The organism is Frigoribacterium faeni (assembly GCF_011761235.1).
GTDB classification, from domain to species: Bacteria; Actinomycetota; Actinomycetes; order Actinomycetales; family Microbacteriaceae; genus Frigoribacterium; species Frigoribacterium faeni_A.
In genome coordinates this window covers 475,946-502,446 of sequence record NZ_JAAOYW010000002.1, presented here as the reverse complement: position 1 = coordinate 502,446, position 26,501 = coordinate 475,946, and the positions used below count along the sequence as shown (strand labels likewise).

The 26,501-nt window shown below is 71.3% G+C and carries 21 protein-coding genes; 15 read left to right on the top strand and 6 right to left on the bottom strand.

Translation table 11 applies throughout. The features are described from left to right. Positions 1–22: 22 nt before the first annotated feature. Positions 23–1,210, bottom strand: a complete 1,188-nt coding sequence (locus tag FHR78_RS08820; RefSeq protein WP_166760146.1) for a THUMP-like domain-containing protein — start codon at positions 1,208–1,210, stop codon at positions 23–25. A gap of 185 nt (positions 1,211–1,395) precedes the next feature. On the opposite strand from FHR78_RS08820, the gene groES reads away from it, so the two are divergent. From groES to FHR78_RS08805, 3 genes are all read left to right on the top strand, one after another. After that, positions 1,396–1,692 carry a co-chaperone GroES gene (groES, locus tag FHR78_RS08815; protein ID WP_123355202.1) on the top strand — a complete coding sequence of 99 codons (297 nt, stop codon included), beginning with the start codon at positions 1,396–1,398 and terminating at the stop codon, positions 1,690–1,692. Positions 1,693–1,898: 206 nt separating this feature from the next. Then, on the top strand, positions 1,899–2,867 hold the full coding sequence (gene rarD / locus FHR78_RS08810; protein WP_166760145.1) for an EamA family transporter RarD: 969 nt from the start codon (positions 1,899–1,901) through the stop codon (positions 2,865–2,867). 108 nt (positions 2,868–2,975) lie between these two features. Further along, complete coding sequence (locus FHR78_RS08805) at positions 2,976–4,310, top strand: ABC transporter substrate-binding protein (protein ID WP_166760144.1); 1,335 nt, start codon at positions 2,976–2,978, stop codon at positions 4,308–4,310. A 535-nt stretch (positions 4,311–4,845) separates the two neighbouring features. Here FHR78_RS08805 and FHR78_RS08800 read toward each other — a convergent pair. From FHR78_RS08800 to FHR78_RS08785, 4 genes are all read right to left on the bottom strand, one after another. After that, positions 4,846–5,613: an ABC transporter ATP-binding protein gene (locus tag FHR78_RS08800; protein WP_243862412.1), complete on the bottom strand. Its 768-nt coding sequence runs from the start codon at positions 5,611–5,613 to the stop codon at positions 4,846–4,848. A gap of 17 nt (positions 5,614–5,630) precedes the next feature. After that, positions 5,631–6,698 (bottom strand): ATP-binding cassette domain-containing protein, encoded by a 1,068-nt coding sequence (locus FHR78_RS08795; protein ID WP_166760744.1) that lies wholly within the window; start codon positions 6,696–6,698, stop codon positions 5,631–5,633. 64 nt (positions 6,699–6,762) lie between these two features. After that, positions 6,763–7,749 carry a branched-chain amino acid ABC transporter permease gene (locus FHR78_RS08790; RefSeq protein ID WP_166760142.1) on the bottom strand — a complete coding sequence of 329 codons (987 nt, stop codon included), beginning with the start codon at positions 7,747–7,749 and terminating at the stop codon, positions 6,763–6,765. Positions 7,750–7,760: 11 nt separating this feature from the next. Then, positions 7,761–9,128, bottom strand: a complete 1,368-nt coding sequence (locus tag FHR78_RS08785) for a branched-chain amino acid ABC transporter permease (RefSeq protein ID WP_347878123.1) — start codon at positions 9,126–9,128, stop codon at positions 7,761–7,763. Between the two features lie 316 nt (positions 9,129–9,444). Here FHR78_RS08785 and guaB point away from each other — a divergent pair, with 316 nt between their 5' ends. From guaB to guaA, 9 genes are all read left to right on the top strand, one after another. Next, complete coding sequence (gene guaB, locus FHR78_RS08780) at positions 9,445–10,947, top strand: IMP dehydrogenase (protein WP_166760141.1); 1,503 nt, start codon at positions 9,445–9,447, stop codon at positions 10,945–10,947. A 194-nt stretch (positions 10,948–11,141) separates the two neighbouring features. Further along, a complete protein-coding gene (locus FHR78_RS08775) occupies positions 11,142–12,086 on the top strand; it encodes a type IV toxin-antitoxin system AbiEi family antitoxin domain-containing protein (RefSeq protein ID WP_166760140.1) in 945 nt (314 codons plus the stop codon). A 114-nt stretch (positions 12,087–12,200) separates the two neighbouring features. After that, positions 12,201–13,322, top strand: a complete 1,122-nt coding sequence (locus tag FHR78_RS08770; RefSeq protein ID WP_166760139.1) for a GuaB3 family IMP dehydrogenase-related protein — start codon at positions 12,201–12,203, stop codon at positions 13,320–13,322. Positions 13,323–13,439: 117 nt separating this feature from the next. Then, a complete protein-coding gene (locus tag FHR78_RS08765) occupies positions 13,440–15,299 on the top strand; it encodes a glycerol-3-phosphate dehydrogenase/oxidase (protein WP_166760138.1) in 1,860 nt (619 codons plus the stop codon). 212 nt (positions 15,300–15,511) lie between these two features. After that, complete coding sequence (locus tag FHR78_RS08760; protein ID WP_166760137.1) at positions 15,512–16,042, top strand: cation:proton antiporter regulatory subunit; 531 nt, start codon at positions 15,512–15,514, stop codon at positions 16,040–16,042. Between the two features lie 6 nt (positions 16,043–16,048). Beyond that, on the top strand, positions 16,049–17,506 hold the full coding sequence (locus FHR78_RS08755) for a cation:proton antiporter (protein ID WP_166760136.1): 1,458 nt from the start codon (positions 16,049–16,051) through the stop codon (positions 17,504–17,506). A 144-nt stretch (positions 17,507–17,650) separates the two neighbouring features. Then, positions 17,651–18,466, top strand: coding sequence for an SURF1 family cytochrome oxidase biogenesis protein (locus FHR78_RS08750; protein ID WP_166760135.1), 816 nt, complete (start codon positions 17,651–17,653; stop codon positions 18,464–18,466). A 100-nt stretch (positions 18,467–18,566) separates the two neighbouring features. Next, positions 18,567–19,010: a DUF3817 domain-containing protein gene (locus FHR78_RS08745; protein ID WP_166760134.1), complete on the top strand. Its 444-nt coding sequence runs from the start codon at positions 18,567–18,569 to the stop codon at positions 19,008–19,010. Further along, entirely contained in the window at positions 19,007–20,593 is a 1,587-nt protein-coding gene (gene guaA / locus FHR78_RS08740) for a glutamine-hydrolyzing GMP synthase (protein WP_166760133.1), read from the top strand. Before FHR78_RS08745 ends, guaA begins: the two co-directional genes overlap by 4 nt. A 392-nt stretch (positions 20,594–20,985) precedes the next feature. On the opposite strand, the gene FHR78_RS08735 is transcribed toward guaA, so the two are convergent. Beyond that, on the bottom strand, positions 20,986–21,831 hold the full coding sequence (locus FHR78_RS08735; RefSeq protein WP_166760132.1) for a Bax inhibitor-1/YccA family protein: 846 nt from the start codon (positions 21,829–21,831) through the stop codon (positions 20,986–20,988). A 222-nt stretch (positions 21,832–22,053) separates the two neighbouring features. Here FHR78_RS08735 and FHR78_RS08730 point away from each other — a divergent pair, with 222 nt between their 5' ends. From FHR78_RS08730 to FHR78_RS08720, 3 genes are all read left to right on the top strand, one after another. Next, positions 22,054–23,040 (top strand): glycerophosphodiester phosphodiesterase family protein, encoded by a 987-nt coding sequence (locus FHR78_RS08730; RefSeq protein ID WP_166760131.1) that lies wholly within the window; start codon positions 22,054–22,056, stop codon positions 23,038–23,040. Positions 23,041–23,045: 5 nt separating this feature from the next. Next, positions 23,046–23,654, top strand: a complete 609-nt coding sequence (locus tag FHR78_RS08725; RefSeq protein ID WP_166760130.1) for a hypothetical protein — start codon at positions 23,046–23,048, stop codon at positions 23,652–23,654. A gap of 141 nt (positions 23,655–23,795) precedes the next feature. Continuing rightward, positions 23,796–26,219, top strand: a complete 2,424-nt coding sequence (locus tag FHR78_RS08720) for an ATP-dependent helicase (protein WP_166760129.1) — start codon at positions 23,796–23,798, stop codon at positions 26,217–26,219. Positions 26,220–26,501 lie beyond the last annotated feature (282 nt).

Sequence of the window (26,501 nt, the reverse complement as noted above, 5' to 3'; positions counted from 1 at the left end):
CCGTCGACCCGTAGGCCGGTCGTCAGACGCGCTCGCAGAGCAGCGCCGTGTGACGACCGGCGACGCGGGTCAGCACGAGGGTCGCGGCGTGCGAGCCCTGCAGCGAGAGCCGCTTGCGGAACGCCGCCGGGTCGACGTCGACCCCCCGCTTCTTGATCTCGAGACGGCCGATGCCGCGCGTGCGCAGCTCGCGCTTGAGGGTCTTCTCGTCGAGCGGGAACGTCTCGACGACGCGGAACACCTGGGCGAACGGCGTCTCGACGGCCTCGTCCGCGGTGAGCCACGCGATGTCGCGGCTCAGCGTCCGTGCGCCGAGGCGGCGGGCGAGGTCGCCGATCAGACGGGCCCTGATGACGGCGCCGTCGGGCTCGTAGAGGTACTCGCCGAGGTCGCCGACCTCGACGTCGTCCGAGTCGGCGGGGGCGGTGAGCTCGGCCGAGCCGTGGGCGCCGACGACGAGCGCGGCCCGGCCCACGCCGGGGCGCGCCAGGGGGCCGAACCAGACGCCGACCTCGACGACCTCGCGGTCGACCGAGATCCACTGGCACTCGGCGTCGTCGGGCAGCAGCTCGCGGTCGACGCCCGGGCCCAGCTTGACGCCCGTCGGCAGGCGCTCGGCCCAGCCGAAGGCCACGTCGAGCGACGGCGACCAGTCGGCGGGGTCGGCGAGGCGCCTCGTCGCGCCGTGGCCGGCCGTGCGCCGGGCCGGGTCGAGGAACACGCCCTCGACGCCGCCGACGTCGACCGTGGCCGCGTCGCCCTGCACCACGCGGGACGACGCCCAGGGCGCCAGGTTGTACGACGCGACGGCCGCCGTGACCTCGTCCCGGTCGACGGCGAGCACCTCGAGGTCGAGGGCGGCGAGGGCGAGGGCGTCGCCCCCGATGCCGCAGCCCAGGTCGGCGACGCTGCCCAGGCCGGCGGCGCGGTAGCGACCCGCGTGGCGAGCGGCGACGGGGAGGCGCGTGGCCTGCTCGAGGCCCGCCTCGGTGAAGAGCATGCGGCTGGCGAAGTCGCCGAACTTGGCCACGGCCTTGGCGCGCAGGCGCGACTGGCTGAGCACGGCGGCGACGCGGGCGGGGGAGTGGCCCTGGCGGCGCAGGGCGGCGACCGAGGCGACGACGTCGTCGCCCGGGCTCCACGGAGGCAGCGAGTCGAGCAGTCGGAGGCCCTCGGGCGAGAGCACGTCGAGCAGCTCAGCGGTGTCCATGCCGTCCAGTCTCGTGCATCGTCGAGGGGCACCGGGACGGCCCGGCGCGGACCGGCCCGCCCCGTCGGCGCGCTCTGGCACTCGGATTGACCGAGTGCCAATCCGGCTCTAGAGTTGCGTTGGCACTCGCACGTGGCAAGTGCCAGCCCACGTTCTACGAAGTTCCGAGAAAGCAGAGGTCAACCGTGTCGGTCTCCATCAAGCCGCTCGAAGATCGCATCGTCATCCAGCAGGTCGAAGCCGAGCAGACCACGGCTTCCGGCCTCGTGATCCCCGACACCGCCAAGGAGAAGCCCCAGGAGGGCGAGGTCGTGGCCGTCGGACCGGGTCGGATCGACGACAACGGCAACCGCGTGCCGCTCGACGTCGCCGTCGGCGACAAGGTCATCTACAGCAAGTACGGCGGCACCGAGGTCAAGTACGCCGGCGAGGACTACCTCGTCCTCTCGGCGCGCGACGTGCTCGCCGTCATCGTCCGCTAGGCAGACGACGCACCTGCTCCACCCGGAGGCCCCCGCCCAGGCGGGGGCCTCCGTCGTGTCCGGGGCTTCAATCAGCCGGCGGGGCGCACCGGAGGGGCAGCCGGGCACCGCAGATCGGCAGCCGGACGCCGCAGCGTGGCAGCACCGCTCGTGTCCGGGCCGCACGGGCCGTCCTAGAGTCGACCCGTGACCCGCAGAGCCCTCTCGTGAACCGCCCCCGCACCTCCTCGTCCGGCGGTCTCGCCTACGCCGTCGGCGCGTACGGCCTCTGGGGCGTGCTGCCGGTGTTCTTCCTGCTGATGTCGCCGTCCGGGCCGTTCGAGATCGTCTCGTGGCGCATCCTCTTCTCGCTCGCCTTCTGCGTGGTGCTGCTCGCCGTGACCCGCGGGTTCCCCGCGTTCCTGGCCCTGCTGCGGCAGGGGCGCGTCGTCGGCACGATGGCGCTCGCCGGTGCGCTGATCGTCGTCAACTGGACGACCTTCGTCGTCGCGACGCTCGCCGGGCACGTCGTGGAGGCGGCCCTCGGCTACTTCATCAACCCCATCGTCACGGTGCTGCTGGCCGTGCTCGTGCTGCGCGAGCGCCTCCGGCCGGTGCAGTGGGTCGCGATCGGGCTGAGCGCGGTCGCCGTCGTCGTCATCACGGTCGGCACGGGCGGGGTGCCGTGGCCGTCGCTCATCATGGCGTTCTCGTTCGGCGCCTACGGCCTGGTCAAGAAGCAGATGGGCGGCCGGGTCGACGCCGTGGGCGGGCTGACGCTCGAGACGATGGCGGTGGCGCCCTTCGCGGCGCTCGCGCTCGTCGTGCTGGCCGTCACCGGCATCGGCGGGGGAGTCGTGTTCGGCTCGGTCAGCGTGCTGCACACCCTCGTCGTCGTGAGCTCCGGCGTCGTGACGGCCGTGCCCCTCCTGCTGTTCGCGGCGGCGGCGCGCCGCCTGCCGCTCGCCACCATCGGCCTGACCCAGTACCTCGCCCCGGTGCTGCAGTTCGTCGTCGGGGTCGTCGTGCTGCACGAGCAGATGCCGACGAGCCGCTGGATCGGCTTCGCGATCGTGTGGGTCGCCCTGATCGTGCTCACCACCGACATGGTGCTCGCCAGCCGTCGGGGTCGCGCGCGCGATCGGAGCGGAGGTGCTGAGCCGATGTCACGAATTGCTAACGAAACGGCCGGGTGACCGGGAGAACACACGCAGGAAACAATCCGCCCCTAGTTTCTTCTCAATCGCGGGGACCGTCCACCTAGTGTCGGTCCGGCTGTACGCGCTTCATGAAAGGGACCACGGATGATCCGATCCACCAAAGGGCTGAGGGCCCTGGCGCTCGCAGGAGCCGCCTCCGTTCTGCTCGCAGCCTGTTCCACCACCTCGTCCTCCACCGACGACCCCTCCTCGTCCGCGTCGTCCACGACGAAGGCCGACCCCGCCGCCTCCTGCGAGGCGCCCAGCAGCCCCGGCACGGACGCGCTCCGCATCGGCACGATCCTGCCGAACACCGGCACGCTCGCCTACCTGGCCCCGCCCGCCGAGGCCGGCGTCGGCCTCGCCGTCGAGGACATCAACGCCGCCGGCGGCGTGCTCGGCCAGGACGTCACCGTCGACCCCGCCACGGACTCCGGCGACAGCAACGACCTCACCGTCTCGAGCGCCGCCGCGACGCAGCTCATCGACGCGAAGGTCCCGGTCGCCATCGGCGCCGAGTCGTCGAGCGTCACGCTCAACGTCATCGACCAGCTCACCGCGGCCTGCATCGTCGAGATCTCGCCCGCCAACACGGCCACCGCGCTCAGCGGCTACTCGTCGTACTACTTCCGCACCGCTCCGCCGGACTCGGTGCAGGGCAGCGCGCTCGGCACCCAGATCGTCAACGACGGTCGCGCCAACGTCGCGTTCCTCGTCTTCAACGACACCTACGGCACGGGCCTGCGCGACTCGGTGCAGGAGTCGGTCGAGGCCTCGGGCGGCACCGTCGTCTACGGCGGCACCGGCGAGGGCCAGGAGTTCCCCCCCGGCCAGACCACGTTCTCGTCCGAGGTGACGGCCGCCCTGGCGACCGACCCCGACGCGATCGTCATCCTCGCCTTCGACGAGACCAAGTCGATCGTCCCCGAGCTCATCTCGCAGGGCGCCGACATCAGCTCGGTCTACATGTCGGACGGCAACACCGCCGACTACAGCGAGGACTTCGACCCGGGCACCCTCGCAGGCGCCCAGGGCACCATCCCCGGCGCGTTCCCGTCGACCGACCTGCAGGGCCGCTTCAACGACTTCTACCAGCGCACCGCGGGATCGGCCCTGGCCGACTACTCGTACGCGCAGGAGTCGTACGACGCCGTCATCCTCGCCGCGCTCGCCGCGGTGAAGGGCGGCGGAACGGACTCCGGCACCATCCAGGCCAACATGGCCGCGGTGTCGGGTGCCGACGGCGGCACCGAGTGCAGCACCTTCGCGGAGTGCGTGACGGCCATCGACGCCGGTGACGACATCAACTACAAGGGCCCGTCGGGCATCGGTCCGTTCGACGACCAGAACGACCCGTCGAGCGCCTTCATCGGCATCTACAAGTTCGACGAGAACAACGTCCCCGTCTACCAGTCGGCGGTCGAGGGCCAGGTCAAGTAACCAGGTCCCTGCCTGACGAGAGGCCCCGGTGCGGTTGCGCCGGGGCCTCTTGGCGTGCCCGGGGCTCGTGGGGCGCGTGCCGTGGGCCTGCGGGGCCTGTGCTGGCGCCGGGGCGCGTGTCTCGCGCCGGGTCGCCTACGGGGCGCTTGCCGTGCGCCTGGGCGCCTACGGGGCGCATGCCGGGCGCCTGCCCGACCCGCACCTCCTCGGCTGCCCGACCCGCGCCTCCTAGGGCACACGACCCGCCTCCCTCCGAATTCGAGAGCATCCGAGCCCGCCGGCCCGCCCGAGGCCCCGTCTCGGCCCGCCAGCCGACCCGATCGCTCTCGCCCTGCGGCAGCACCGCCCGAGGAGGCGCGCCGAGCGATGACCGACACCCCTCCCGCCCCGCAGCCCCCGCACACGCCGAAGGCCCCGCACGAGTCCGTGCGGGGCCTTCAGCGTGCAACCCGGGTGCGTGACATGCAAGGCGGAGGCGGCGGGCCATGGCGGAGCCATGCCCGCCGCCGACAACGCCGCAGGTCGCGTGCCCGGGTCAGTGGGAGTCGTCTACGTCCTTGGCGAGGGTGCCGAGGTAGAGCTCGATGACCTTGGGGTCGTCGGCGAGCTCGCGGCCGGTGCCCGAGTAGGCGTTGCGGCCCTGGTCGAGCACGTAGCCGCGGTCGCAGATCTGCAGGCAGCGGCGGGCGTTCTGCTCGACCATGATGACCGAGACGCCGGCCTTGTTGATGCGGCGGGTGCGGATGAACGTCTCGTCCTGGCGCACGGGCGACAGGCCGGCGGACGGCTCGTCGAGCAGCAGCACCTTCGGGTCCATCATCAGGGCCCGGGCCATCGCGACCGACTGGCGCTCGCCGCCCGAGAGCGAGCCGGCGCGCTGGCCGCGGCGGTCGCCCAGCACGGGGAACAGGTCGTAGATGTACTCGAGGCGCTCGGCGAACATCTTGGGGCGCAGGAACATCCCCATCTGCAGGTTCTCCTCGATGGTGAGCGAGGGGAACACGTTGTTCGTCTGCGGCACGAAGCCGACGCCCGCCTGCACCAGCTTGTTGGCCTTGAGGTTCGTGATGTCCTCGCCGCCGAGCGTGACGTCGCCGGAGTGGATCTTCACGAGCCCGAAGAGGGCCTTCAGCAGCGTCGACTTGCCGGCGCCGTTCGGGCCGATGATGCCGATGAGCTCGCCGGGGTAGCAGACCAGGTCGCACCCGTTGAGGATGTTCACGCCCGGCAGGTAGCCGGCCGTGAGGTCGCGGGCGTGCATGATCGGCTCGATGCCGGCGAACTTCTCGGTGCCGGGGTGCATCTCGGTTGTCGAGGCGCTCATCGCTTGTCTCCGCTCTGCTGGTCGTCGGCCGCGTTCGTGGCCGTCGGGGTCGACGGGTCGGGGGAGCCGGGCAGGTCGCGACCCGGCGTGCCGCCTCCCGTCGCGGTCGAGGAGGCGCTGGTCGCCTCGGCCTCGCGGGCCGCGTCCTCGGCCGCCACCTCCTGCTCGAGCTCCTCGAGCACAGAGTCGGTCAGCAGCGAGTCGTCGCCGAGGTCGGTGTCGTGGTGGGCGCCGAGGTAGGCGTCGATGACGGCCTGGTCGTCCATGACGGTGTCGGCGGGGCCCTCGGCCACGACCTTGCCCTCGGCCATGACGATGACCCAGTCCGAGATGTGCCGCACCATGTGCATGTCGTGCTCGACGAAGAGCACCGTGGTGCCCTCGTCGCGCAGGCTCTGGATGTGGCCGAGCAGCGACTGCGTCAGGGCCGGGTTCACGCCGGCCATGGGCTCGTCGAGCATGATCATCTCGGGGTCGCTCATGAGGGCGCGGGCCATCTCGAGCAGCTTGCGCTGGCCGCCCGAGAGGCTGCCGGCGTAGTCGTCCTTCTTCTCGTGCAGCTTGAAGCGGTGCAGCAGGTCCTCGGCCTTGGCCGTGATCTCGCGCTCGCGGGCCCGCCAGAGCGGGGGCACGATGCCGACGAAGAAGTTCTCGCCGGGCTGGTCGCGGGCACCGAGCAGCATGTTCTGCATGACGGTGAGGCGCGAGAGGGCCTTGGTCAGCTGGAACGTGCGCACCATGCCGGCGCGGGCGACCTTGGCGGCGCCGACGTTGCCCATGGGCTTGCCGTCGAAGACCCACTTGGCGGTGTCCGCGCCGCGCTTGAACGTAGTCGGCGCGGACGAGGCCTTGTCGAACCCGGTGAGCAGGTTGAAGAAGGTGGTCTTGCCGGCGCCGTTCGGGCCGATCAGCGCGGTGATGGCGCCGCGCTGCACCTCGACGTGCTGCACGTCGACGGCGGTCATGCCGCCGAAGCGGCGCACGACGTTGTCGACGGTGAGGATCGAGTCGGGCTTGGCCGAGCCGGGGGTGCGCTCGACGCCGCTGAGCTTGCCGCGCAGCACCTCCCGGTCGTAGTCGTAGCCGGGCTTGTCGCGCCGCCCGGCGCTCGGGGTGGTCGTGTTCGTCTCAGACACTGAACGACAGCTCCTTCTTGTTCCCGAGGATCCCTTGCGGGCGGAAGATGATGAGGCACATCAGGGCGATGCCGACGAGCACGTACGAGAACTGGTCGGCCTGCTGGTTGCTCATGATGCTCGCCGGGATGAAGTCGCCTGCCAGGGTGCGGATCGCGAGGCGGACGACGAAGAACAGGATCGCCCCCAGCACCGGTCCGAACACCGTGGCGGCGCCTCCCAGCAGCAGGGCCGTCCAGATGAAGAACGTCGTCGAGCGGCCGAGGGCGTCGGGCTGCACCGACGAGGGCAGCACGTAGATGATGCCCGCCAACGAGCCGATCACGCCGCCGAAGACGAGCGCCTGCATCTTGTACGAGAAGACGTTCTTGCCGAGGCTGCGCACGGCGTCCTCGTCCTCGCGGATGCCCTTGAGCACGCGGCCCCAGGGGCTGCGGTTGAGCAGGAACACGATGAGGCAGAGCAGGGCCACGAGCACCCAGGCCACGATGCGGATCCACCAGCCGTTGACGCCGTTGTTGTCGTACGTGAACCACAGGATCGTGGTCTGGCCGTCGGGCAGCGGCGACAGGGCGGTGAACGGGTCGCGGTACGACGACCCGGTGATGCCGTTCGAGCCGCCGGTCACGTCGGTGAGGATGCTCGAGCGGCCCACCATGCGGATGATCTCGGCCGCGCAGATGGTGACGATGGCGAGGTAGTCGCCCCGCAGCTTCAGCGTCGGCACGCCCAGGATGAGCGCGAACACGAGGCCGGCGGCGAGCCCGATGAGCACGGCGAGCCCGAGGGGCAGGCCGCTCACGAGCGAGATCGCGAAGCCGTAGGCGCCGACGAGCAGGAACGCCGCCTGGCCCATGTTGATCAGGCCGGTGAAGCCGAAGTGGATGTTGAGGCCGATGGCCGCGAGAGCGAACGCGGCGGTGGTCGGCGCGAGCGCCTCGCCGGTGAGCTGGCGGATGAGGTCGATGACGTAGTCCATGGTTCTTCCCCTCAACCGATCCGCTCGGCGCGACCGAAGATGCCCTGCGGCCGGAACAGCAGGATGACGATCAGGATGAGCAGTGCGGTGGCGTACTTGAAGTCACCCGGCAGCACCAGGTTGGTGAGCTCGACGATGACGCCGATGATGAGCGAGCCGACGAGCGCCCCGAAGGAGGTGCCCAGTCCGCCGAGCGTGACGGCCGCGAACATGAGCAGCAGGATCTGCAGCCCCGTCATCCAGTTGACGCCGTTGAGCACGAGGCCGAGCATGACTCCCGAGAGGCCGGCGAGGCCGGCGGCCAGGGTCCAGACGAGCCGGATGATGCGGTCGACGTCGATGCCGGACGCGGCGGCCAGGGCCGGGTTGTCCGAGACGGCGCGGGTGGCACGCCCGGTCCGCGTCTTCGTGAGGAACAGCCCGGTGAGCACGAGCACGACGACCGAGATGCCCATGGCCACGTACGACTGCACCGTGAGCGTGATGCCCGCGAAGGTGACCGTGGTCGGGTTGGCCGTCTGGATGCGCACCGTCGCCGCGCCGAAGAAGTACTGGAACGCGTACTGCAGGGCGATCGAGAGGCCGATGGTGACGATCATCAGCTGCGTGAGGCTCAGGCCCTTCCTCCGCAGCGGCTTCCAGATCGCGGCGTCCTGCAGGAACCCGGTCGCGGCGCAGATGACCACGGTCAGCGTCGCCGCCACGAAGATGTTCATGCCCAGCTGGTTCGCGAACACGTAGGCCAGGAGCCCGCCGAGCGTCACCTGCTCGCCGTGCGAGAAGCTGCTGAGGCCCGTGGTGCCGTAGATCAGCGAGAGGCCGATCGCGGCGAGGGCGAGCAGCAGGCCGAGGCGGATGCCCGAGGCGAACTGCTGCGCGGCCCGGTCCCAGCTGAACGACGAGGCCTGCGCCCCGCCGGTCGTGGCGCCCTCGGTCTCGCTGAGCTGGAAGATCACGCCGGCGTTGGCGCCGAGCGTGGCGTTGACCATGCGCTCGTCCTGCTCGGCGTTCGTGAGGAACTGCCCGTCGGGCAGCGAGTCGGTGTCGAGGGTGACCGTGTACTGGCCCGCCTCGGTGACCGGCAGCGCCCAGCGGCCGGTGCCGTCCACCTCCGCCGTCTGCTCGAAGCCGCCGGGGCCCGTCACGTCGAGGACGACGCCGGTGGCCGGCTCGCCCTCGGAGGTGCGGATGCTGCCCTGGATGCAGCCGGTCGAGGGATCGGCGGCGCAGGAGGCGGTGGCGCCGCCGGACGCGTGGGCTGCGGCGGGCGCCGCCATCACCGAGACGAAGGAGCCGGCGAGGCCGAGCAACAGCGCGAGGACGGTGACGATCAGGGCAGGCCGCAGAGCACGCGGTGCGATGGTCGTGTCGGGTTTCACGGGACCTCCTGGACAGGTGCCAGTCGGGGCGATGCCCCGGGTGCCGCTGGCCCACCGTCGTTGGTGAAGATACTTTCGCCGTGTGTCGGCCGTGTTTCGTGCAGGACACAGGGGAGAGTCGAAAATTCGTCACCCAATCGTGTCCTGGGGGCCGTCCTGCGGCGTGTCGGGGCGCCTCCTGCCTTGTCGTCCGGCCCCGGCGGGCACGCCACGACCGGAATGCAGGAGGCGCGGGCCGGGTTAAGATCGATCACCGGACTCGACGGCGAACCGGTGCTCCCTCCTCCCATCTCACCCGCACCTTCGAAGGGGACCCATGGACCAGCCGGATCCGTTCGGATTCATCGGACTCACGTACGACGACGTCATGCTCCTCCCCGGGCGCACCGACGTGATCCCGAGCGAGGCGGACACCTCGTCGCGCCTCACCAAGCGCATCCGCGTCGCCGTCCCGCTGCTCTCCGCGGCGATGGACACCGTCACCGAGTCGCGCATGGCCATCGCGATGGCCCGCCAGGGCGGCATCGGCATCATCCACCGCAACCTGTCGATCGAAGACCAGGCGGCGCACGTCGACAAGGTCAAGCGCAGCGAGTCGGGCATGATCACGAACCCCGTGACGACCTCGCCCGACGCGACCGTGGCCGAGGTCGACGCCCTGTGCGGCCAGTTCCGCGTCTCGGGCCTCCCGGTCGTCGAGCGCGACGGCACGCTCGTCGGCATCATCACGAACCGCGACATGCGCTTCGTCTCGCCGTTCGAGATGCAGACCACGCTCGTGCGCGACGTCATGACGAAGGCCCCCCTGATCACGGCCCCCGAGGGCGTCGACCCCGACTCGGCGGTGGCGATCTTCGCCCAGCACAAGATCGAGAAGCTGCCCCTCGTCGACGAGCAGGGCAAGCTGCGCGGCCTCATCACCGTCAAGGACTTCGACAAGAGCGAGAAGTACCCCGATGCCACGAAGGACGACGAGGGCCGCCTCCGCGTCGGCGCCGCGATCGGCTTCTTCGGCGACGCCTGGAAGCGCGCGTGCGCGCTCCGCGACGCGGGCGTCGACGTGCTCGTCGTCGACACCGCGAACGGCGAGAGCACCGGCGAGCTCGACATGATCAAGCGCATCAAGGCCGACCCGTCGTTCGCGGCGATCGACGTCATCGGCGGCAACGTCGCGACCCGGTCGGGCGCCGAGGCGCTCATCGAGGCCGGCGCGGACGCCATCAAGGTCGGCGTGGGCCCCGGCTCCATCTGCACCACCCGCGTCGTGTCCGGCGTCGGCGTGCCGCAGGTCACCGCCGTCTGGGAGGCGTCGCTCGCGGCGCGCGAGGCCGGCGTGCCGGTCATCGCCGACGGCGGCCTGCAGTACTCGGGCGACATCGCCAAGGCGCTCGTCGCCGGCGCGGACACCGTCATGCTCGGCTCGCTGCTCGCCGGCTGCGACGAGAGCCCCGGCGACCTGGTCTTCGTCAACGGCAAGCAGTTCAAGAACTACCGGGGCATGGGCTCGCTCGGGGCCATGCAGACCCGCGGCAAGAACACGTCGTACTCGAAGGACCGGTACTTCCAGGCCGACGTCCCCACCGACGACAAGCTCATCCCCGAGGGCGTCGAGGGCCAGGTGCCCTACCGCGGCGCGCTGGGCAACGTCGTCTACCAGCTCACCGGCGGCCTCCGGCAGTCGATGTTCTACGTGGGCGGCCGCACGGTCGACGAGCTGAAGGCCAAGGGCAAGTTCGTCCGCATCACCGCGGCCGGCCTCAAGGAGAGCCACCCGCACGACCTGCAGATGGTCGTCGAGGCGCCCAACTACCGCCGCTAGCCCAGCGCTTGCCCCCGACGGGCGAGTTCGTCGTTCTCGGGCCGTCGCGGCGGCCCGGTCCGGACGAACTCGCCCGTCGTCGTCTCCCCGGGGGCAGGTCTGCCGGTCCTCCACAGGCGGCGGAGGCCGCGAGCGGCGCACAGGAGGGGGCCTGCGGGCGGCGCGGGGCCGTCCGTGGTCGCGAAGCTGTCGCCATGACGACGCCGATCGCCCACGACGACCTGTTCCTCAGCCGACGGTCGTCCTCGCTCGGCCTCGACCCCGCCGAACTGCGGCGAGCCTGTGCACGCGGCGAGCTCGTGCGGCTGCGGCCCGGCGCCTACGTGGCGGCGTCGACGTGGGCCGCGGCGGGTGTCGACGAGCGTCACCGCCTCCGCATCAGGGGAGCCGCGGCGGCGTCTCGCACGCCCGTCGTCGTCAGCCACGTGTCGGCGGCGGTGCTGCACGGGCTGCCGCTGGTCGGGGCGCCCCCTCACGGCGTGCACGTCCTCGTGCCGCCGGCCGGCGGCAGCAGGCGCGAACACGGATTCGTCAAGCACGCGAGGGCCCACGAGCTCGACGCGCAGTCCGAGACGGGCGGCCTGCTCGTGACGCCCCTCGCCGTCGCCCTCGTCGACGTGTGCCTGACGGAGTCCTTCACGCGCGCGGTCGTCATGACGGACCACGCGCTCCGCACGGGGGCCGTCACCCTCGCGGACATGGTCGCCGAGTTCGCCTCCCGGGGCACACGCCGCGGCGCCCGGAGGCTCGAGGCGGTGGTGGCCTTCGCGTCGCCGCTGGCCGATCGGCCGCTGGAGTCGATCAGCAGGGTCGGCATGCGCCTCCTCGGCCTGCCCGACCCCGTCCTGCAGCACGAGTTCCGGCACGCCGGCCGGCACGTGGCGACGGTCGACTTCTGGTGGCCGGACGTCGGGGCGGTGGGCGAGGCGGACGGCGACCTCAAGTACTCGGACCCGGGCATGCGCGCCGGGCGTTCCCCGGCGCAGGTCGTGATCGACGAGAAGAAGCGGGAGGACGCCGTCCGTGGCCTCGACGAGGTGAGGGCGTTCGTCCGCTGGGACTGGGCTACCGCCCTGGACGCCGAGAGGCTCGGGACCCGGCTGTCCGCCGCCGGGGTGCGCCGCCTCCGGGCGTCCTAGGCGGGCGGGTGCGACGGCGGCGGGCGGTACCGGTGGCCCGCCCGAGTCGAACTCGCCCGTCGGCGGGGCGGGCGGGCCCGGGGAGCCGACCCGCGCCTCCGGTAGGGTTGCGGCGTGACTGAGGTAGAGATCGGCGTTTCCAAGCGCGCACGCCGCGCCTATGCGTTCGACGACATCGCGATCGTCCCGAGCCGGCGCACCCGCGACCCCCGCGACGTGTCCGTCAGCTGGTCGATCGACGCGTTCCACTTCGAGTCGCCCATCATCGCCGCGCCGATGGACTCGGTCGTGAGCCCCGCCACGGCCATCCGCATGGGCCAGCTCGGCGGCCTCGGCGTGCTCGACCTCGAGGGCGTCTGGACCCGCTACGACGACCCGGAGGCGGTGCTCGCCGAGATCCGCGACCTGCCCGAGTCCGAGACGGTCGCGCGCATGCAGCAGATCTACGCCGAGCCGATCAAGCCCGAGCTCGTCACCGCGCGCATCGCCGAGATCCGCGCCGCCGGGGTGCCCGTGGCCGGCTCGCTCAGCCCGCAGCGCACGCAAGACCTGTACCAGACGGTCGTCGACGCCGGCGTCGACCTCTTCGTCATCCGCGGCACGACGGTGTCGGCCGAGCACGTGTCGAAGACGACCGAGCCACTCAACCTCAAGAAGTTCATCTACGAGCTGGACGTCCCGGTGATCGTGGGAGGCGCCTCCACGTACACCTCCGCGCTGCACCTCATGCGCACGGGCGCGGCCGGCGTGCTCGTCGGGTTCGGGGGCGGCGCCGCCAGCACGACCCGCGCCTCCTTGGGCATCCACGCGCCCATGGCGACCGCGGTCGCCGACGTCGCGGGCGCTCGCCGCGACTACCTCGACGAGTCGGGCGGACGCTACGTGCACGTCATCGCCGACGGCGGCCTCGGCACCTCGGGCGACATCGTCAAGGCCGTCGCCTGCGGCGCCGACGCCGTCATGCTGGGCGCCGCGCTCGCGCGCGCCACCGACGTGCCCGGCGGAGGGTTCCACTGGGGCGCCGAGGCGCACCACCCCGAGCTGCCCCGCGGTCGCCGAGTGCACGTCGGCCAGGTCGGCACGCTCGAGAAGATCCTCTACGGCCCGGCCGAGACGGTCGACGGCCAGGCGAACATCGTGGGCGCCCTGCGTCGCTCGATGGCGACGACCGGCTACAGCGACCTCAAGGAGTTCCAGCGCAGCGAGGTCGTCGTCGCTCCCTACCAGCCGCACTAGGCGGCACAACCTCCACAGGCAGGTCGTTCTCTCCTGGCGCTGCCAGGCGATCGGGCGTTGGATGGTCGCATGCACGGGTCCTCGACCCGCTGACCGATCCGACGATGGAGGCACCGCATGGCCACGACCGCGACCGAGACACCCTCTTCGAAGCTCGGGCCGGACGAGCGCGATCGCGCCGTCGAGGCCCTGAAGACCGAAGAGCTCGACATCCTGGTGATCGGAGGCGGCATCGTCGGGGCCGGCTCGGCCCTGGACGCCGTCACCCGCGGGCTCAACGTCGGCATCGTCGAGGCGCGCGACTGGGGCTCGGGCACCTCGAGCCGGTCGTCGAAGCTGGTGCACGGCGGCATCCGCTACCTCGAGCAGCTGAACTTCCGTCTCGTGCGCGAGGCGCTCATCGAGCGCGGCCTGCTGCTGCAGCGCCTGGCCCCGCACCTGGTCAAGCCCGTGCGGTTCCTGTACCCGCTGAGCAAGCCGGTCTACGAGCGCTTCTACATCGGCGCGGGCATGGCCCTCTACGACATCTTCAGCTGGACGGGCGGGCGCCCGCCCGGGGTGCCCCACCACCGCCACCTCAGCAAGACGCAGGTGCTGCGGGCCATCCCGAGCCTGTCGAAGGACGCCGTGGTCGGCGGCCTCACCTACTACGACGCCCAGGTCGACGACGCGCGCTACGTCTCGTCGCTCGTGCGGACGGCGTCGAGCTACGGCGCGCACGCCGCCAGCCGCGTGCGGGTCGAGGGCTTCGTCAAGGTCGGCGAGCGGGTCGTGGGCGTGAAGGCGCACGACTACCAGACGGGCGAGCACTTCGAGATCCGCGCCAAGCAGGTCGTCAACGCGACCGGCGTCTGGACGGACGACACGCAGGCGATGGTCGGCGAGCGCGGCCAGTTCAAGGTGCGCGCCTCGAAGGGCGTCCACCTCGTGGTGCCGCGCGACCGCATCCACTCCGACATGGGCATGATCTTCCGCACCGAGAAGAGCGTGCTGTTCGTCATCCCGTGGGGCCGTCACTGGCTGGTCGGCACCACCGACACCGACTGGGACCTCGACAAGGCGCACCCCGCCGCGACGGCCGCCGACATCGACTACATCCTCGAGCACGTCAACAAGGTGATGGCGGTGCCGCTGACGCGCGACGACGTCGAGGGCGTCTACGCGGGCCTGCGCCCGCTGCTGGCCGGCGAGTCCGACCAGACCTCGAAGCTGTCGCGCGAGCACATCGTCGCCCACACGGTGCCCGGCCTCGTCGTCGTCGCCGGCGGCAAGTGGACGACGTACCGGGTCATGGCCGAGGACGCCATCGACGAGGCGGTCGCCGCGCTCGACGGGCGCATCCCCGAGAGCACCACGATGGAGATCCCGCTGCTCGGCGCCGAGGGCTACCACGCCGCCTGGAACAAGCGCGGCAAGATCGCCAAGCAGCTCGGCGTGCACAAGGTGCGGGTCGAGCACCTGCTCAACCGCTACGGCACGCTGACCGACGAGGTGCTGGCGCTGATCGGCGAGCGTCCCGAGCTGGCCGAGCCGCTGCCCGGGGCCGACGACTACATCGGGGCCGAGGTCGTCTACGCGGCCAGCCACGAGAGCGCGCTGCACCTCGAGGACGTCCTCGCGCGGCGCACCCGCATCTCGATCGAGGCGTGGGACAGGGGCGAGTCCGCGGCCCCCGTCGCGGCGAAGCTGATGGCCGAGGTGCTCGGCTGGTCCGACGCCGAGACCGAAGAAGAGGTCGGCAACTACCTCAAGCGCGTCGCCGCCGAGCGGGCCAGCCAGCTCGAGCCCGACGACGAGTCCGCCGACCGTGTGCGGCTCGAGGCCCCCGACATCACCTTCGGCTTCGACGAGGACGACGTCGTCGTGCCCGGCGCCGACCAGGGCGGCGCGCCGAAGCCCGGCGAGGACGTGGTCGAGCCCGCGGGCACCCCGGCCGACGAGACGTCGGCCGGCACCCCGGGCGGCCGCTCGGAGTAGCACCCCGCGGTCGCGAGGCGACCGACTGCAGGAGGCGCGGTGTCCGCTCGACGGGCACCGCGCCTCCTGCGTCCGCCCGCCGAGAACGCGGCGTCGTCCCGGGAACACCGGGGGACGGGGGCGGGTTGTCCACCGCATGAGCAGCCCGGTGTCCGCGTCCGTGCCCGTCGCTAAGCTGAGACGACTGCCCCTGAGTGACCTGGAGTCGGACCATGGCTGATGTGCGTCGAGTGAAGCTGCCCGGTGTGGGCGTGCTGCACACCTTCATCACCGACGACGGCGGCAAGTGCGGCGTCATCACGCACCGCTCCGGCCACAGCGACCTGATCACGTTCAGCGACGACGCCGACGGCGCCGACGTCACGAAGGTGTCGCTGCGCCTCAGCGAGGACGAGGCGCACACCCTCGCCGAGCTGCTCGGCGGCACCCGCATCACCGAGTCGCTGTCGGCGCTCGACCAGATCCCCGGGCTCAGCATCGACTGGTTCACGGTCGACTACGACGACCACATCGCCGGGCAGCCGCTCGGCGACCTCGGCGCCAAGGGCGTCGTCGGCCTCACGGTCGTCGCCGTCGTGCGCGGCGACGCCGCCAACCCCGCGCCGTCGGGCGACTTCAAGGTGTTCCCGGGCGACACGCTCGTCGTGGCGGGCAGCCCCGAGAAGGTCGCCAAGGCCTTCGCGTTCTACCGCACGGGCGAGCTGCGCCACCGCAGCCCGGTCGACGCTCCGCCCGGGAGCTGATCGCCGGTGCACCTGGGTGAAGAGCTGGTCGTCCTCGGCGTCCTGCTGCTGATCGCCTACGGGCTGGGCAGGGCAGGCAAGCTGATCGGCCTGCCCTCGATCCCGATCTACATGATCGTCGGGCTGCTCGCGAGCACGAACACGGGCTGGTTCCCGATCAGCTTCGACTCGCACAGCATCGAGCTGATCGCGATCTTCGGGCTGATCCTGCTGCTGTTCAACCTCGGCCTCGAGTTCGACCAGGACGAGTTCTTCTCCAACGCGGGCCGCCTGATCGTCTCGGGCGGCAGCTACATCGCCGTGAACATGGGCGTGGGGCTCGTCTTCGGCTTCATGCTCGGCTGGGGCACCCGCGAGGCGCTCATCATCGCGGGGATGACGGCGACGTCGTCGAGCGCGATCGTCACGAAGCTGCTGATCGAGCTGAACCGTCTGGCTAACCGCGAGACGCCGATGATCCTCGGCGTGACCGTCGTCGAGGACATCTTCATCGCCATCTACCTCGCCATCGTGTCGGTCGTGCTCAGCGGCGAGACCGACCCGCTGCCGGTCGTGCTCAAGCTGGTGGTCGCCTTCGCGTTCCTGGTCGCGATGTTCGCCGTCGCGCGGTGGGGCGGGGCGGTCGTCTCGAAGCTCATGCGCACCCGCGACGACGAGCTGTTCACCGTGCTGTTCTTCGGGCTCGCGGTGCTCTTCGCGGGCCTCGGCGAGATCCTCGGCGTGACCGACGCGATCGGCGCGTTCCTCATCGGCCTCATCATCGGGGCGACGCGGTACCGCAACCGGGTCGAGCAGTTCGCGCTGCCGATGCGCGACGTGTTCGGCGCGTTCTTCTTCCTCAACTTCGGGCTCGGGCTCAACCCGTCGCTGTTCCCGAGCGTGCTCGGCCCGGTCGTGATCGCCGTCGGCATCACGGTCGCGCTCAACGTCATCGCCGGCCAGTTCGTGGCGTGGCTGAACAAGCTCGGGCCGCAGGCGGGCATCAACACGGCCGTCATCCTGCAGAACAGGGGCGAGTTCGCGCTCATCCTCGCGACGCTGTCGGCCGGCGCGGGGCTCGACGAACGGCTGCAGCCCTTCGCCGGCCTCTACGTGCTGATCATGGCGGTGCTCGGCCCGGTGCTCGCGGCGAACTCCGAGCGCATCGGCGGCGTCGTGCTGCGCACGCGACGGCGCGCCGAGCGCGAGGCGGCCGAGGCGCGACGGGTCGAGCGCGACGCCCGTCACGCCGAGGAGATCGCCCTGATGGAGGCGGCGCTCGCCGGCGAGGCGCCGGCGTCGTCGGGTGACGCCGACCGCGACGACGAGGAGGCGCTGCTCGGCACGGACGGACCGGGCGCGGCACAGCACGACGACGACGACGACCTCGACGAGCAGGAGCGCGCCCGCGCGACGATCCTCGCCGAGCAGGCCGGTCAGCAGTCCGACCAGCGGGCGACGCGGCAGCGCGACCCCGAGTACTGACGCGGGGGCTGCCGGGCCGGGTCGCCGGGCTGCCGGGCCGTCGGCCGCAGGCTGTGGGCTGCGGGAACGGGTCCGGCGAGTGCCCGGCCGCCGGGCTGCGGGCACCCAGCAGGCTCCCGCAGGAGCGGCGGTACGATCAGCCCCGTGACCCGCACCGACGACCCTCCCGTCTCGAGCGTCGTCGACGTGCCCGCCAGCATGTGGGAGGTCGCCCGCCGCCCCCGCTGGATCGCCATGCTCGCCCTCTGCCTCGTCATCGCGGGCATCTTCGCCTGGCTCGGCCACTGGCAGATCGAGCGCAGCGTCGAGAGCGGGCAAGAGGTCAACCCCGAGACCGAGACGGTCAAGGTGCTCAGCGACGTCGTCGAGCCGCAGTCGCCGTTCTACGACCGGGTCGGCGGCCAGATGGTCGAGGTGACCGGCCGGTTCGACCCGGACGACTTCCGCGTCGTCGTCGACCGCTACAACGGGGGCGACCCCGGGTCGTGGCTGATCGGCCGGCTCGTCGACGACGTCGACGGCTCGTCGGTCGTCGTGGCCGTGGGCTGGAGCAGCGACGAGGGTGGGGCCGAGGCCGCCGAGAGCGCCGTCCCCACGGGCACCGTGACCGTGACCGGCCGCTACATGCCGAGCGACCAGCCCTCCGACGGCGACTTCCGCGGCGGACGCGAGAACGTCGTGTCGGTGCCCGCGCTCGTCAACGAGTGGGCCGACCTCGACGGCGACGTCTACTCGGGCTACGTGGTGTCCGCCGACCCCGTCGACGGCCTGGCCGCGATCGACTCGGTCGCCCCCGAGAGCGACCGGTCGCTGAACTGGCTCAACGTCTTCTACGCGATCGAGTGGGTCGTGTTCGCGGGCTTCGCGATCTTCCTCTGGTTCCGCCTCGTGCGCGACCGCTTCGAGCGCGACGTCGACGAGGCCGAGGAGGCGCGGCTCGAGGGGGCGACCGCCTCCTGACCTCGTCCCTCCTGCACAGGCCGACCCGCACCTCCTGCGCTGGCTCGACGACGACCGACCCCGCCCTGGCCCCGTCGGCGTCGCAGGTAGGATCGACCCCATGCCCCTGAAGCCCCGGCAACGCGACATCCCGAAGATCCCGGGTGCCGTCCGGTTCTACAAGATCTCCGCGTACGTCACCGGCGTGATGCTGCTGCTGCTCGTGTTCGAGATGGCGTTCAAGTACACGCCGCTGCAGCTCGAGATGCAGCTCGGCGGCGAGGGCGGGTTCCTCGTGCCGGTCGACTCGATCACCACCGGGTTCAACCTGTCGACGGCGATCCTGATCGCCCACGGCTGGCTCTACGTCGTCTACCTCTTCGCCGACTTCCGCCTCTGGAGCCTGATGCGCTGGCCGTTCTCGCGGTTCATCCTCATCGCGCTCGGCGGCGTCGTGCCGTTCCTCTCGTTCTTCGTCGAGAGCCACATGACCAAGCTGGCGATGCGTGAGCACGCAGCGCTGGTCGCCGAGCCCACCCCGAACACCCAGGGAGCCCCCGCGTGACAGAAGCCACCGAGACGGCCCAGAGCCCCGTCCTCGTCGTCGATTTCGGCGCGCAGTACGCGCAGCTGATCGCACGACGCGTGCGCGAGGCGAACGTCTACTCCGAGATCGTGCCGCACACCATCACGGCGGCCGAGATCGCGGCCAAGAACCCCGTCGGCATCGTGCTCAGCGGCGGCCCGTCGAGCGTCTACGAAGAGGGCGCGCCCGGGCTCGACCCCGCCATCCTCGAGCTCGACGTGCCCGTGCTGGGCATCTGCTACGGGTTCCAGGCGATGGCCAAGGCCCTCGGCGGCGAGGTCGCCCGCACGGGTCAGCGCGAGTACGGCGCGACCGACGTCACCCTCGCCGAGGGCGACAGCACGCTGCTCTCGGGCCAGCCGACCTCGCAGACGACGTGGATGAGCCACGGCGACTCGGTCTCGAAGGCCCCCGAGGGCTTCGACGTGCTCGCGTCGAGCGCCGCGACCCCCGTCGCCGCGTTCTCGAGCGACGCCCGCAAGCTCTACGGCGTGCAGTGGCACCCCGAGGTCAAGCACTCGTCGTTCGGCCAGGCCGTGCTCGAGAACTTCCTCCACCGCGCCGCCGGCATCCCCGCCGACTGGAACAGCGGCAACGTCATCGCCGAGCAGGTCGCCCGCATCCGCGAGCAGGTCGGCTCGTCGCGCGTCATCTGCGGGCTCTCCGGCGGCGTCGACTCGGCCGTCGCGGCCGCCCTCGTGCACGAGGCGGTCGGCGACCAGCTCGTCTGCGTGTTCGTCGACCACGGCCTGCTGCGCGCCGACGAGCGCCGTCAGGTCGAGGAGGACTACGTCGCCTCGACGGGCGTCCGCCTCGTCACGGTCGACGCCGAGCAGCAGTTCCTCGACGCCCTCGCCGGGGTGACCGACCCCGAGCAGAAGCGCAAGATCATCGGCCGCGAGTTCATCCGCAGCTTCGAGGGCGCCGCCGAGGCGCTCGTGCTCGAGGCCGCCGCCGAGGGCGACTCGGCCGTGAAGTTCCTCGTGCAGGGCACGCTCTACCCCGACGTCGTCGAGAGCGGCGGCGGCACGGGCACCGCGAACATCAAGAGCCACCACAACGTGGGCGGCCTGCCCGAAGACCTGCAGTTCGAGCTCGTCGAGCCGCTGCGCACGCTCTTCAAGGACGAGGTGCGGGCCATCGGCCGCGAGCTCGGCCTGCCCGAGGTCATCGTGGGGCGCCAGCCGTTCCCCGGGCCCGGTCTCGGCATCCGCATCATCGGCGAGGTGACGCACGAGCGCCTCGAGCTGCTGCGCAAGGCCGACGCGATCGCCCGCGCCGAGCTGACCGCCGCCGGTCTCGACGACAGCATCTGGCAGTGCCCGGTCGTGCTGCTCGCCGACGTGCGCTCGGTGGGCGTGCAGGGCGACGGCCGCACCTACGGCCACCCGATCGTGCTGCGTCCGGTCTCGTCGGAGGACGCCATGACGGCGGACTGGACGCGCCTGCCCTACGACGTGCTCGCCAAGATCTCGAACCGCATCACGAACGAGGTCGACGGCGTCAACCGCGTCGTGCTCGACGTCACGTCGAAGCCGCCGGGGACGATCGAGTGGGAATGACGCTTCGCGTCATTCCCACGGCGCCCTGCGCCGTGGGTGCCCACCAGTAGGTGCTCGGCATCGCGTTCCGCGCGGGCTCCTGCGGAGCGTGCTGACGCGGGTCGACAAGCGGGCGGCACCGACCCCGCTCGCGCCGGGCGCCCGAGCGTGCGCCGCGGCCACCAGCCCCTAGGTGGCACGAAAGGGACGTCTTGCCGGTGGGCCCACCGGCAGGACGTCCCTTTCCCGTCACGTCGGCGCTCCGCTCCGGCGCTGGGCCGCCTCGGCGCCGGGCCGCGGGCGCCGGCCCGCGGCCCGCGCGCCGGCGGGGCCGCGTCTCCGCGCTCCCGGGCACGAAGAAGCGGGGCCCGTCCCTCTCGGAACGAGCCCCGCCTCCTGGTGTCGCCGACCTGCTAGTCGTTGCCTCGCAGGATGGCGAGGAGGCGCAGGATCTCGACGTAGAGCCACACGACGGTCATGACCAGGCCGAACGCGGCCGACCAGCCGTAGATGCGCGGGGCGCCGCGCTCGACGCCCGTCTTGATGTTCGTGAAGTCGAGCACCAGCGAGTACGCGGCCATGAGGATGACCAGGATGCCGAGGACGAAGCCGATCGGGATGCTCGTGCCCGGGATGTCGGTGCCGCGCAGGCCCCACGGGTTCGAGTTGGCGCCGAAGGCCATGAGGCCGAGGTTGAGCAGCGAGAAGACGGCGTAGCCGATCATGCCGATCATGAAGATCTTCGTGGCCTTGGCCGACGCACGGATCTTGCCGCTGCGGAACAGCAGCAGGGTGACGACGAAGACCGAGGCGGTCGCGAGCAGCGCCTGGGTGACGATGCCGTCGAACCGAGCCTCGAAGATCGACGAGATGCCGCCGACGAACAGGCCCTGGGCCGCCGAGTAGGCGAGCACGAGGCCGGCCGACGGGCGCTTCTTGAAGATGTTGACGAGCGCCAGCACGAAGCCGGCGATCGCGCCGACGATGGCGAGGGCGGGGACGAACCAGCCGACGGCTGCTCCGAGCGCGACGACGGCGAAGGCGATGACCGTCTTCGTGATCGTGTCCTCGTAGGTCATGCGGTCGGTCTCGACCGGGCCTGCGGCGGGCTGCGTGTACAGGTCTTGCAGCTGCTCGGCGGTCATGCCGTTGTACTCGACGGGGCGCTGACCCGCAGCGGCGCGCTCCTGTCGGATGACGGCGGCGCCCTTCTCCGAGAAGGCCGGCGACTGACTGAAGCCGGGATTCGAGAATGCCAAGGGAGTTCCTCTTCTGGTCGTGAGACGTGGTCGCGACGCGAGGTGCTGTGTGCTGCGTCGCCGTAGAGACGAGGCTAACGGGTGTCGGCCGGGGGAGGGCTGAGGATTTGCCTGATGAGGCCGGGATTCGCGGCAGGCGAACGTGCACCGGCTGCAGACTTGCCCGGTCTCGGGTGCGGGGTGCCGCCTCCTTCGTCGCCGGCCGCCGCTAGCGTGGCTGCCATGTCGCCACGGCCCCTCGTCATCGCCCACCGCGGAGCCAGCGGCCACCGGCCCGAGCACGGCGAGGCGGCCTACCGCCTCGCGATCGAGCTCGGGGCCGACGCGATCGAGCCCGACATCGTGCCGACGCGCGACGGCGTGCTGGTGCTGCGGCACGAGAACGAGATCTCGGGCACGACCGACGTCGCCGACCGCCCGGAGTTCGCCGACCGGCGCACGACGAAGCAGATCGAGGGCAAGGAGGCGGTGGGCTGGTTCACCGAGGACTTCACCTGGGACGAGCTCGCGACCCTGACCGTGCGCGAGCGCCTGCCGCACCTGCGCCCGCTCAGCGCGGCCCACGACGGCGAGGGCGGCATCCAGCGGCTGAGCGACCTGCTCCGGCTGCTCGACGACGCCCCGCGCGAGGTCGGGCTCGTCGCCGAGCTCAAGCACGCGCACCACTTCGCCTCGCTCGGGCTGCCCCTCGACGAGCTCGTGGCGGACGAGCTCGCCCGACACGGCTGGGCGGGCGACGCGCGCCTCACGGTCGAGAGCTTCGAGCAGACGGTGCTCTGGCAGCTGCGCGACCGCGGCGTGGCCGGCCGGCTCGTCTGGCTCGTCGAGAGGGCGGGCTCGGCGGCCGACCAGGTGGCCCGGCTCGGCTCGGCGGCCCCGACCTACGCCGACCAGCTCGACGAGGCGTCGCTGGCCGGGCTCGCCGAGGCCGGGCTGCACGGGGTCTCGCTGAACAAGGCGTTGCTGCTGCGCGCCTCCGGCGAGACCCGGCCCGAGATCGTCGACCGGGCGCACGCGGCCGGTCTCGACGTGTTCACCTGGACGCTGCGCGTCGAGAACGCGTTCCTCGCGAAGGCGAACCGCCAGGCGGGCGGCGACGCGGCCGAGGGCGACTGGGAATCGGAGTTCGCCGACCTCATGGCGCTGGGGCTCGACGGCGTGTTCGCCGACCAGCCCGAGCGCGCGGTCGCGGTGCGCGACGGGCTGTGACGGGGATGCGACGAGACTGGTGGCGCCGCTCGGAGGCGGTGCTCGTGCGCGCGGTCGTCGCCTGCCTCGGCTCCCTCGTCCTGGCGCTGGTCCTGGTGCTCGTCGCGGCGTTCTGGTTCGTGTTCGCGCTCGCCTCGCCGCTCGAGTCGCCCGGGCTGTTCGTCGTCGCGCCCTTCGCCGTCATGATGGGCGGCCTGGCCGCCAGCTCGCTGGCGAGCACGAGCGTCGTGCCGGCCGTCTGGGCCACGCGCGTGCGCGTGAGGCGACACGAGGAGGCGGTGGCCCAGCACACGGGACGCGCCCCCCGCCTCCCCGACTCCGACCTCGAGGTGGAGTGGCTGCTGACCGGCTCGCGCTTCGTGGGCTTCTTCTTCACGGCCGTGCACACGGGCGACGAGCGCGGCATCGACCCCGAGACGGCGAGGCGGCTGCCGCGGCGACCCGAGCGGTGGCTCGCGCCCGTCCGCGCGTTCCGGGCGCCGCTGCCGAGCCGGGTGTTCGACCTCGTGCGCACCAGCGCCCCGCGGGGCACCTGGCTCGCCGTGCTCCTCGCGGGCTTCGCGGAGACGGGGCTGCGGGCGCTCGCGGCGTGGGCGGCGGGCGTGCCCCTCTGACCGGGCTGCCGCCTCCTCGGGGCTCGGCCGCCGCCTCCTCGTGGCCGGGCCGCCGCCTCCTCGTGGCCGGGCCGCCGCCTCCTCGTGGGCTGGCCGCCGCCTCGTGTCGATGTCGGGGGCCCGGCTTAGACTGGCCGCGCCATGACGATCGTGCTCGAGCCCTCTGACGCTTCCGGTTCTGCCGGTGATCCCCTGACCGCGGGGCTGAACCCGCAGCAGCGCGAGGCGGTCGAGTACCGCGGGCAGTCGCTGCTCATCGTCGCCGGCGCGGGGTCGGGCAAGACGAGCGTGTTGACGCGGCGCATCGCCGGGCTCATCGCGACCCGCGAGGCGTGGCCGAGCCAGATCCTCGCCATCACCTTCACCAACAAGGCCGCGGCCGAGATGCGCGAGCGCGTGCAGCACCTCGTCGGCCAGGCGGCCGAGGGCATGTGGATCTCGACGTTCCACTCGGCGTGCGTGCGCATCCTGCGGCGCGAGGCCGAGCAGTTCGGCTTCACGAAGAGCTTCACCATCTACGACTCGGCCGACTCGCGGGCGCTGCTCAAGCGCATCCTCAAGCAGCTCGACGCCGACTCGCTCGGCTTCACGGTCAGCCAGGCGGCCGGCAAGATCTCGAAGCTCAAGAACGAGCTCAGCGACGTCGAGACGTACGCGCGGCAGATCAACGCCGGCGACCCGCAGGACGTGATGTTCCTCGAGATCTTCCGGCAGTACACGCGGTCGCTGCAGCAGGCCAACGCCTTCGACTTCGACGACCTCATCGCGCAGACGGTGTTCCTGTTCAGGGCGTTCCCGCACGTGGCGGCGACGTACCAGCGGCGGTTCCGCCACCTGCTCGTCGACGAGTACCAAGACACCAACCACGCCCAGTACGCGCTGATCCGCGAGCTGACGCGGCCGGTCGACCCCGAGCATGTCGACGCCCTCGAGCGCGGCGGCCAGTTCGTGCAGTCGATGCGCGACGGCAGCGGGCGCATCCCCGGGGCGTCGCTCACGGTGGTCGGCGACAGCGACCAGTCCATCTACGCGTTCCGCGGCGCCGACATCCGCAACATCGTCGAGTTCGAGCGCGACTTCCCCAACTCGAAGGTGATCCTGCTCGAGCAGAACTACCGGTCGACGCAGAACATCCTCGACGCGGCGAACGCGGTCATCGCCAACAACTTCGACCGGCAGGCCAAGAACCTGTTCACGACGGTCGGCGCCGGCGAGAAGATCGTCGGGTTCACCGGCTACACCGGCCACGACGAGGCCCAGTTCGTCGCCGACGAGATCGCGAAGCTGCACGAGCAGGGCACCGCGTACAAAGACGTCGCCGTGTTCTACCGCACCAACTCGCAGACGCGTGCCCTCGAAGAGATCTTCATCCGCTCGGCGATCCCGTACCGGGTGCTCGGCGGCACGAAGTTCTACGAGCGCGCCGAGATCAAGGACGCGATGGCGTACCTGATCACGGTCGCGAACCCGTCCGACCCGATGGCGCTGCGCCGCATCATGAACGTGCCCAAGCGCGGCATCGGCCCCGCGACCGAGACGGCGATGCAGCGCTGGGCCGACGAGCGCGAGGCGCCCCTGCGCGACGCGATGCGCAACGCCAAAGAGCTCGGCCTCGGCCCGAAGGTGACCGGGGCGATCACCAGCCTCGCGACGCTGCTCGACGAGGTGCAGGCCACGGCCGACACGGCGCCGGTGCACGAGATCCTCACCCGGCTGATCGAGGGCAGCGGCCTGGTGGAGGCGCTGCGTGCGTCGAGAGACCCGCAAGACGAGGCACGCGCCGAGAACATCGACGAGCTCGTCGCCGTCACGAAGGAGTTCCAGCGGAACAACCCCGACGGCACCCTGCTCGACTTCCTCACCGAGGTCACGCTGGTGGCCGCGGCCGACGACCTCGACGACTCGAGCGGCACGGTCTCGCTGATGACCCTGCACACGGCGAAGGGGCTCGAGTACGAGGCGGTGTTCCTCACCGGCGTCGAAGAAGACCTGCTGCCGCACCGCATGTCGGCGAGCGAGCCGGGCGGCCCCGCCGAAGAGCGCCGGCTGTTCTACGTCGGCATCACGCGTGCCCGCAAGCAGCTGTTCCTGTCGCTGGCGATGACCCGGGCCCAGTTCGGCGAGGTGAACGTGGCGATGCCGTCGCGCTACCTGCAAGAGATCCCGGTCGACCTGATCGACTGGAAGCAGTCGCCCGGCATGGCGAACAGCCGAGGAGGCACCCAGCCGCGGGCGCTCAACGCGCGTCGCGAGGGCGGCCCTGACGGCAACCGCGGGGCGACCCCGCGCGCGTCGGGCGGCTACGGCAGCGGCAGCTACGACCGCGCGACGGCGGCAGCGAAGACGAAGCCGAAGACCGAGTGGGCCAACCGGGTCACCGGCACGGTGCGCGACAACGGCGACCTCGTGCTCGAGACGGGCGACCGCATCTCGCACGTCGACTTCGGCGAGGGTCGCGTCATGGCCGTCACCGGCGAGGGCGCACGCCGCATCGCCGAGGTGCTCTTCGACTCGGCCGGCCGCAAGAAGCTGCTGATCAAGGTCGCGCCGATCACTAAGATCTAATTTCGGAGTAGCAAAAATGGAGAATATTGACGCGCTGGACTTGTTACCGCTTCTTTCTGGACAGAGATACACCTCATCTGGCAAATTGATGCAGTTGCTTACGGTAGGCAGCGACGACGACAACTTCCTTGAGGACTTAGCGCCCTTCCACAGCCGTACTTCGGAGGAACTCTGACGGCCGCTGCACGAGCACTTTGAGCTAGATTGCCGCGGTAAAATGGCCGAGTCCAGGACTTCGTTCCTGCCGGCCATCGATTCCCTGGAGCCTCCTACGAAGAGTGG

Excerpts from the sequence above, each read along its gene's own strand:
- FHR78_RS08760 (WP_166760137.1), top strand. The coding sequence starts at position 15,512 with ATGGCTGATGTGCGTCGAGTGAAGCTGCCCGGTGTGGGCGTGCTGCAC.
- FHR78_RS08800 (WP_243862412.1), bottom strand. The coding sequence starts at position 5,613 with ATGCACCCCGGCACCGAGAAGTTCGCCGGCATCGAGCCGATCATGCAC.
- FHR78_RS08730 (WP_166760131.1), top strand. The coding sequence starts at position 22,054 with ATGTCGCCACGGCCCCTCGTCATCGCCCACCGCGGAGCCAGCGGCCAC.
- FHR78_RS08765 (WP_166760138.1), top strand. The coding sequence starts at position 13,440 with ATGGCCACGACCGCGACCGAGACACCCTCTTCGAAGCTCGGGCCGGAC.
- FHR78_RS08725 (WP_166760130.1), top strand. The coding sequence starts at position 23,046 with ATGCGACGAGACTGGTGGCGCCGCTCGGAGGCGGTGCTCGTGCGCGCG.
- FHR78_RS08775 (WP_166760140.1), top strand. The coding sequence starts at position 11,142 with ATGACGACGCCGATCGCCCACGACGACCTGTTCCTCAGCCGACGGTCG.
- FHR78_RS08745 (WP_166760134.1), top strand. The coding sequence starts at position 18,567 with ATGCCCCTGAAGCCCCGGCAACGCGACATCCCGAAGATCCCGGGTGCC.
- guaB (WP_166760141.1), top strand. The coding sequence starts at position 9,445 with ATGGACCAGCCGGATCCGTTCGGATTCATCGGACTCACGTACGACGAC.
- FHR78_RS08805 (WP_166760144.1), top strand. The coding sequence starts at position 2,976 with ATGATCCGATCCACCAAAGGGCTGAGGGCCCTGGCGCTCGCAGGAGCC.
- FHR78_RS08720 (WP_166760129.1), top strand. The coding sequence starts at position 23,796 with ATGACGATCGTGCTCGAGCCCTCTGACGCTTCCGGTTCTGCCGGTGAT.
- FHR78_RS08790 (WP_166760142.1), bottom strand. The coding sequence starts at position 7,749 with ATGGACTACGTCATCGACCTCATCCGCCAGCTCACCGGCGAGGCGCTC.
- FHR78_RS08820 (WP_166760146.1), bottom strand. The coding sequence starts at position 1,210 with ATGGACACCGCTGAGCTGCTCGACGTGCTCTCGCCCGAGGGCCTCCGA.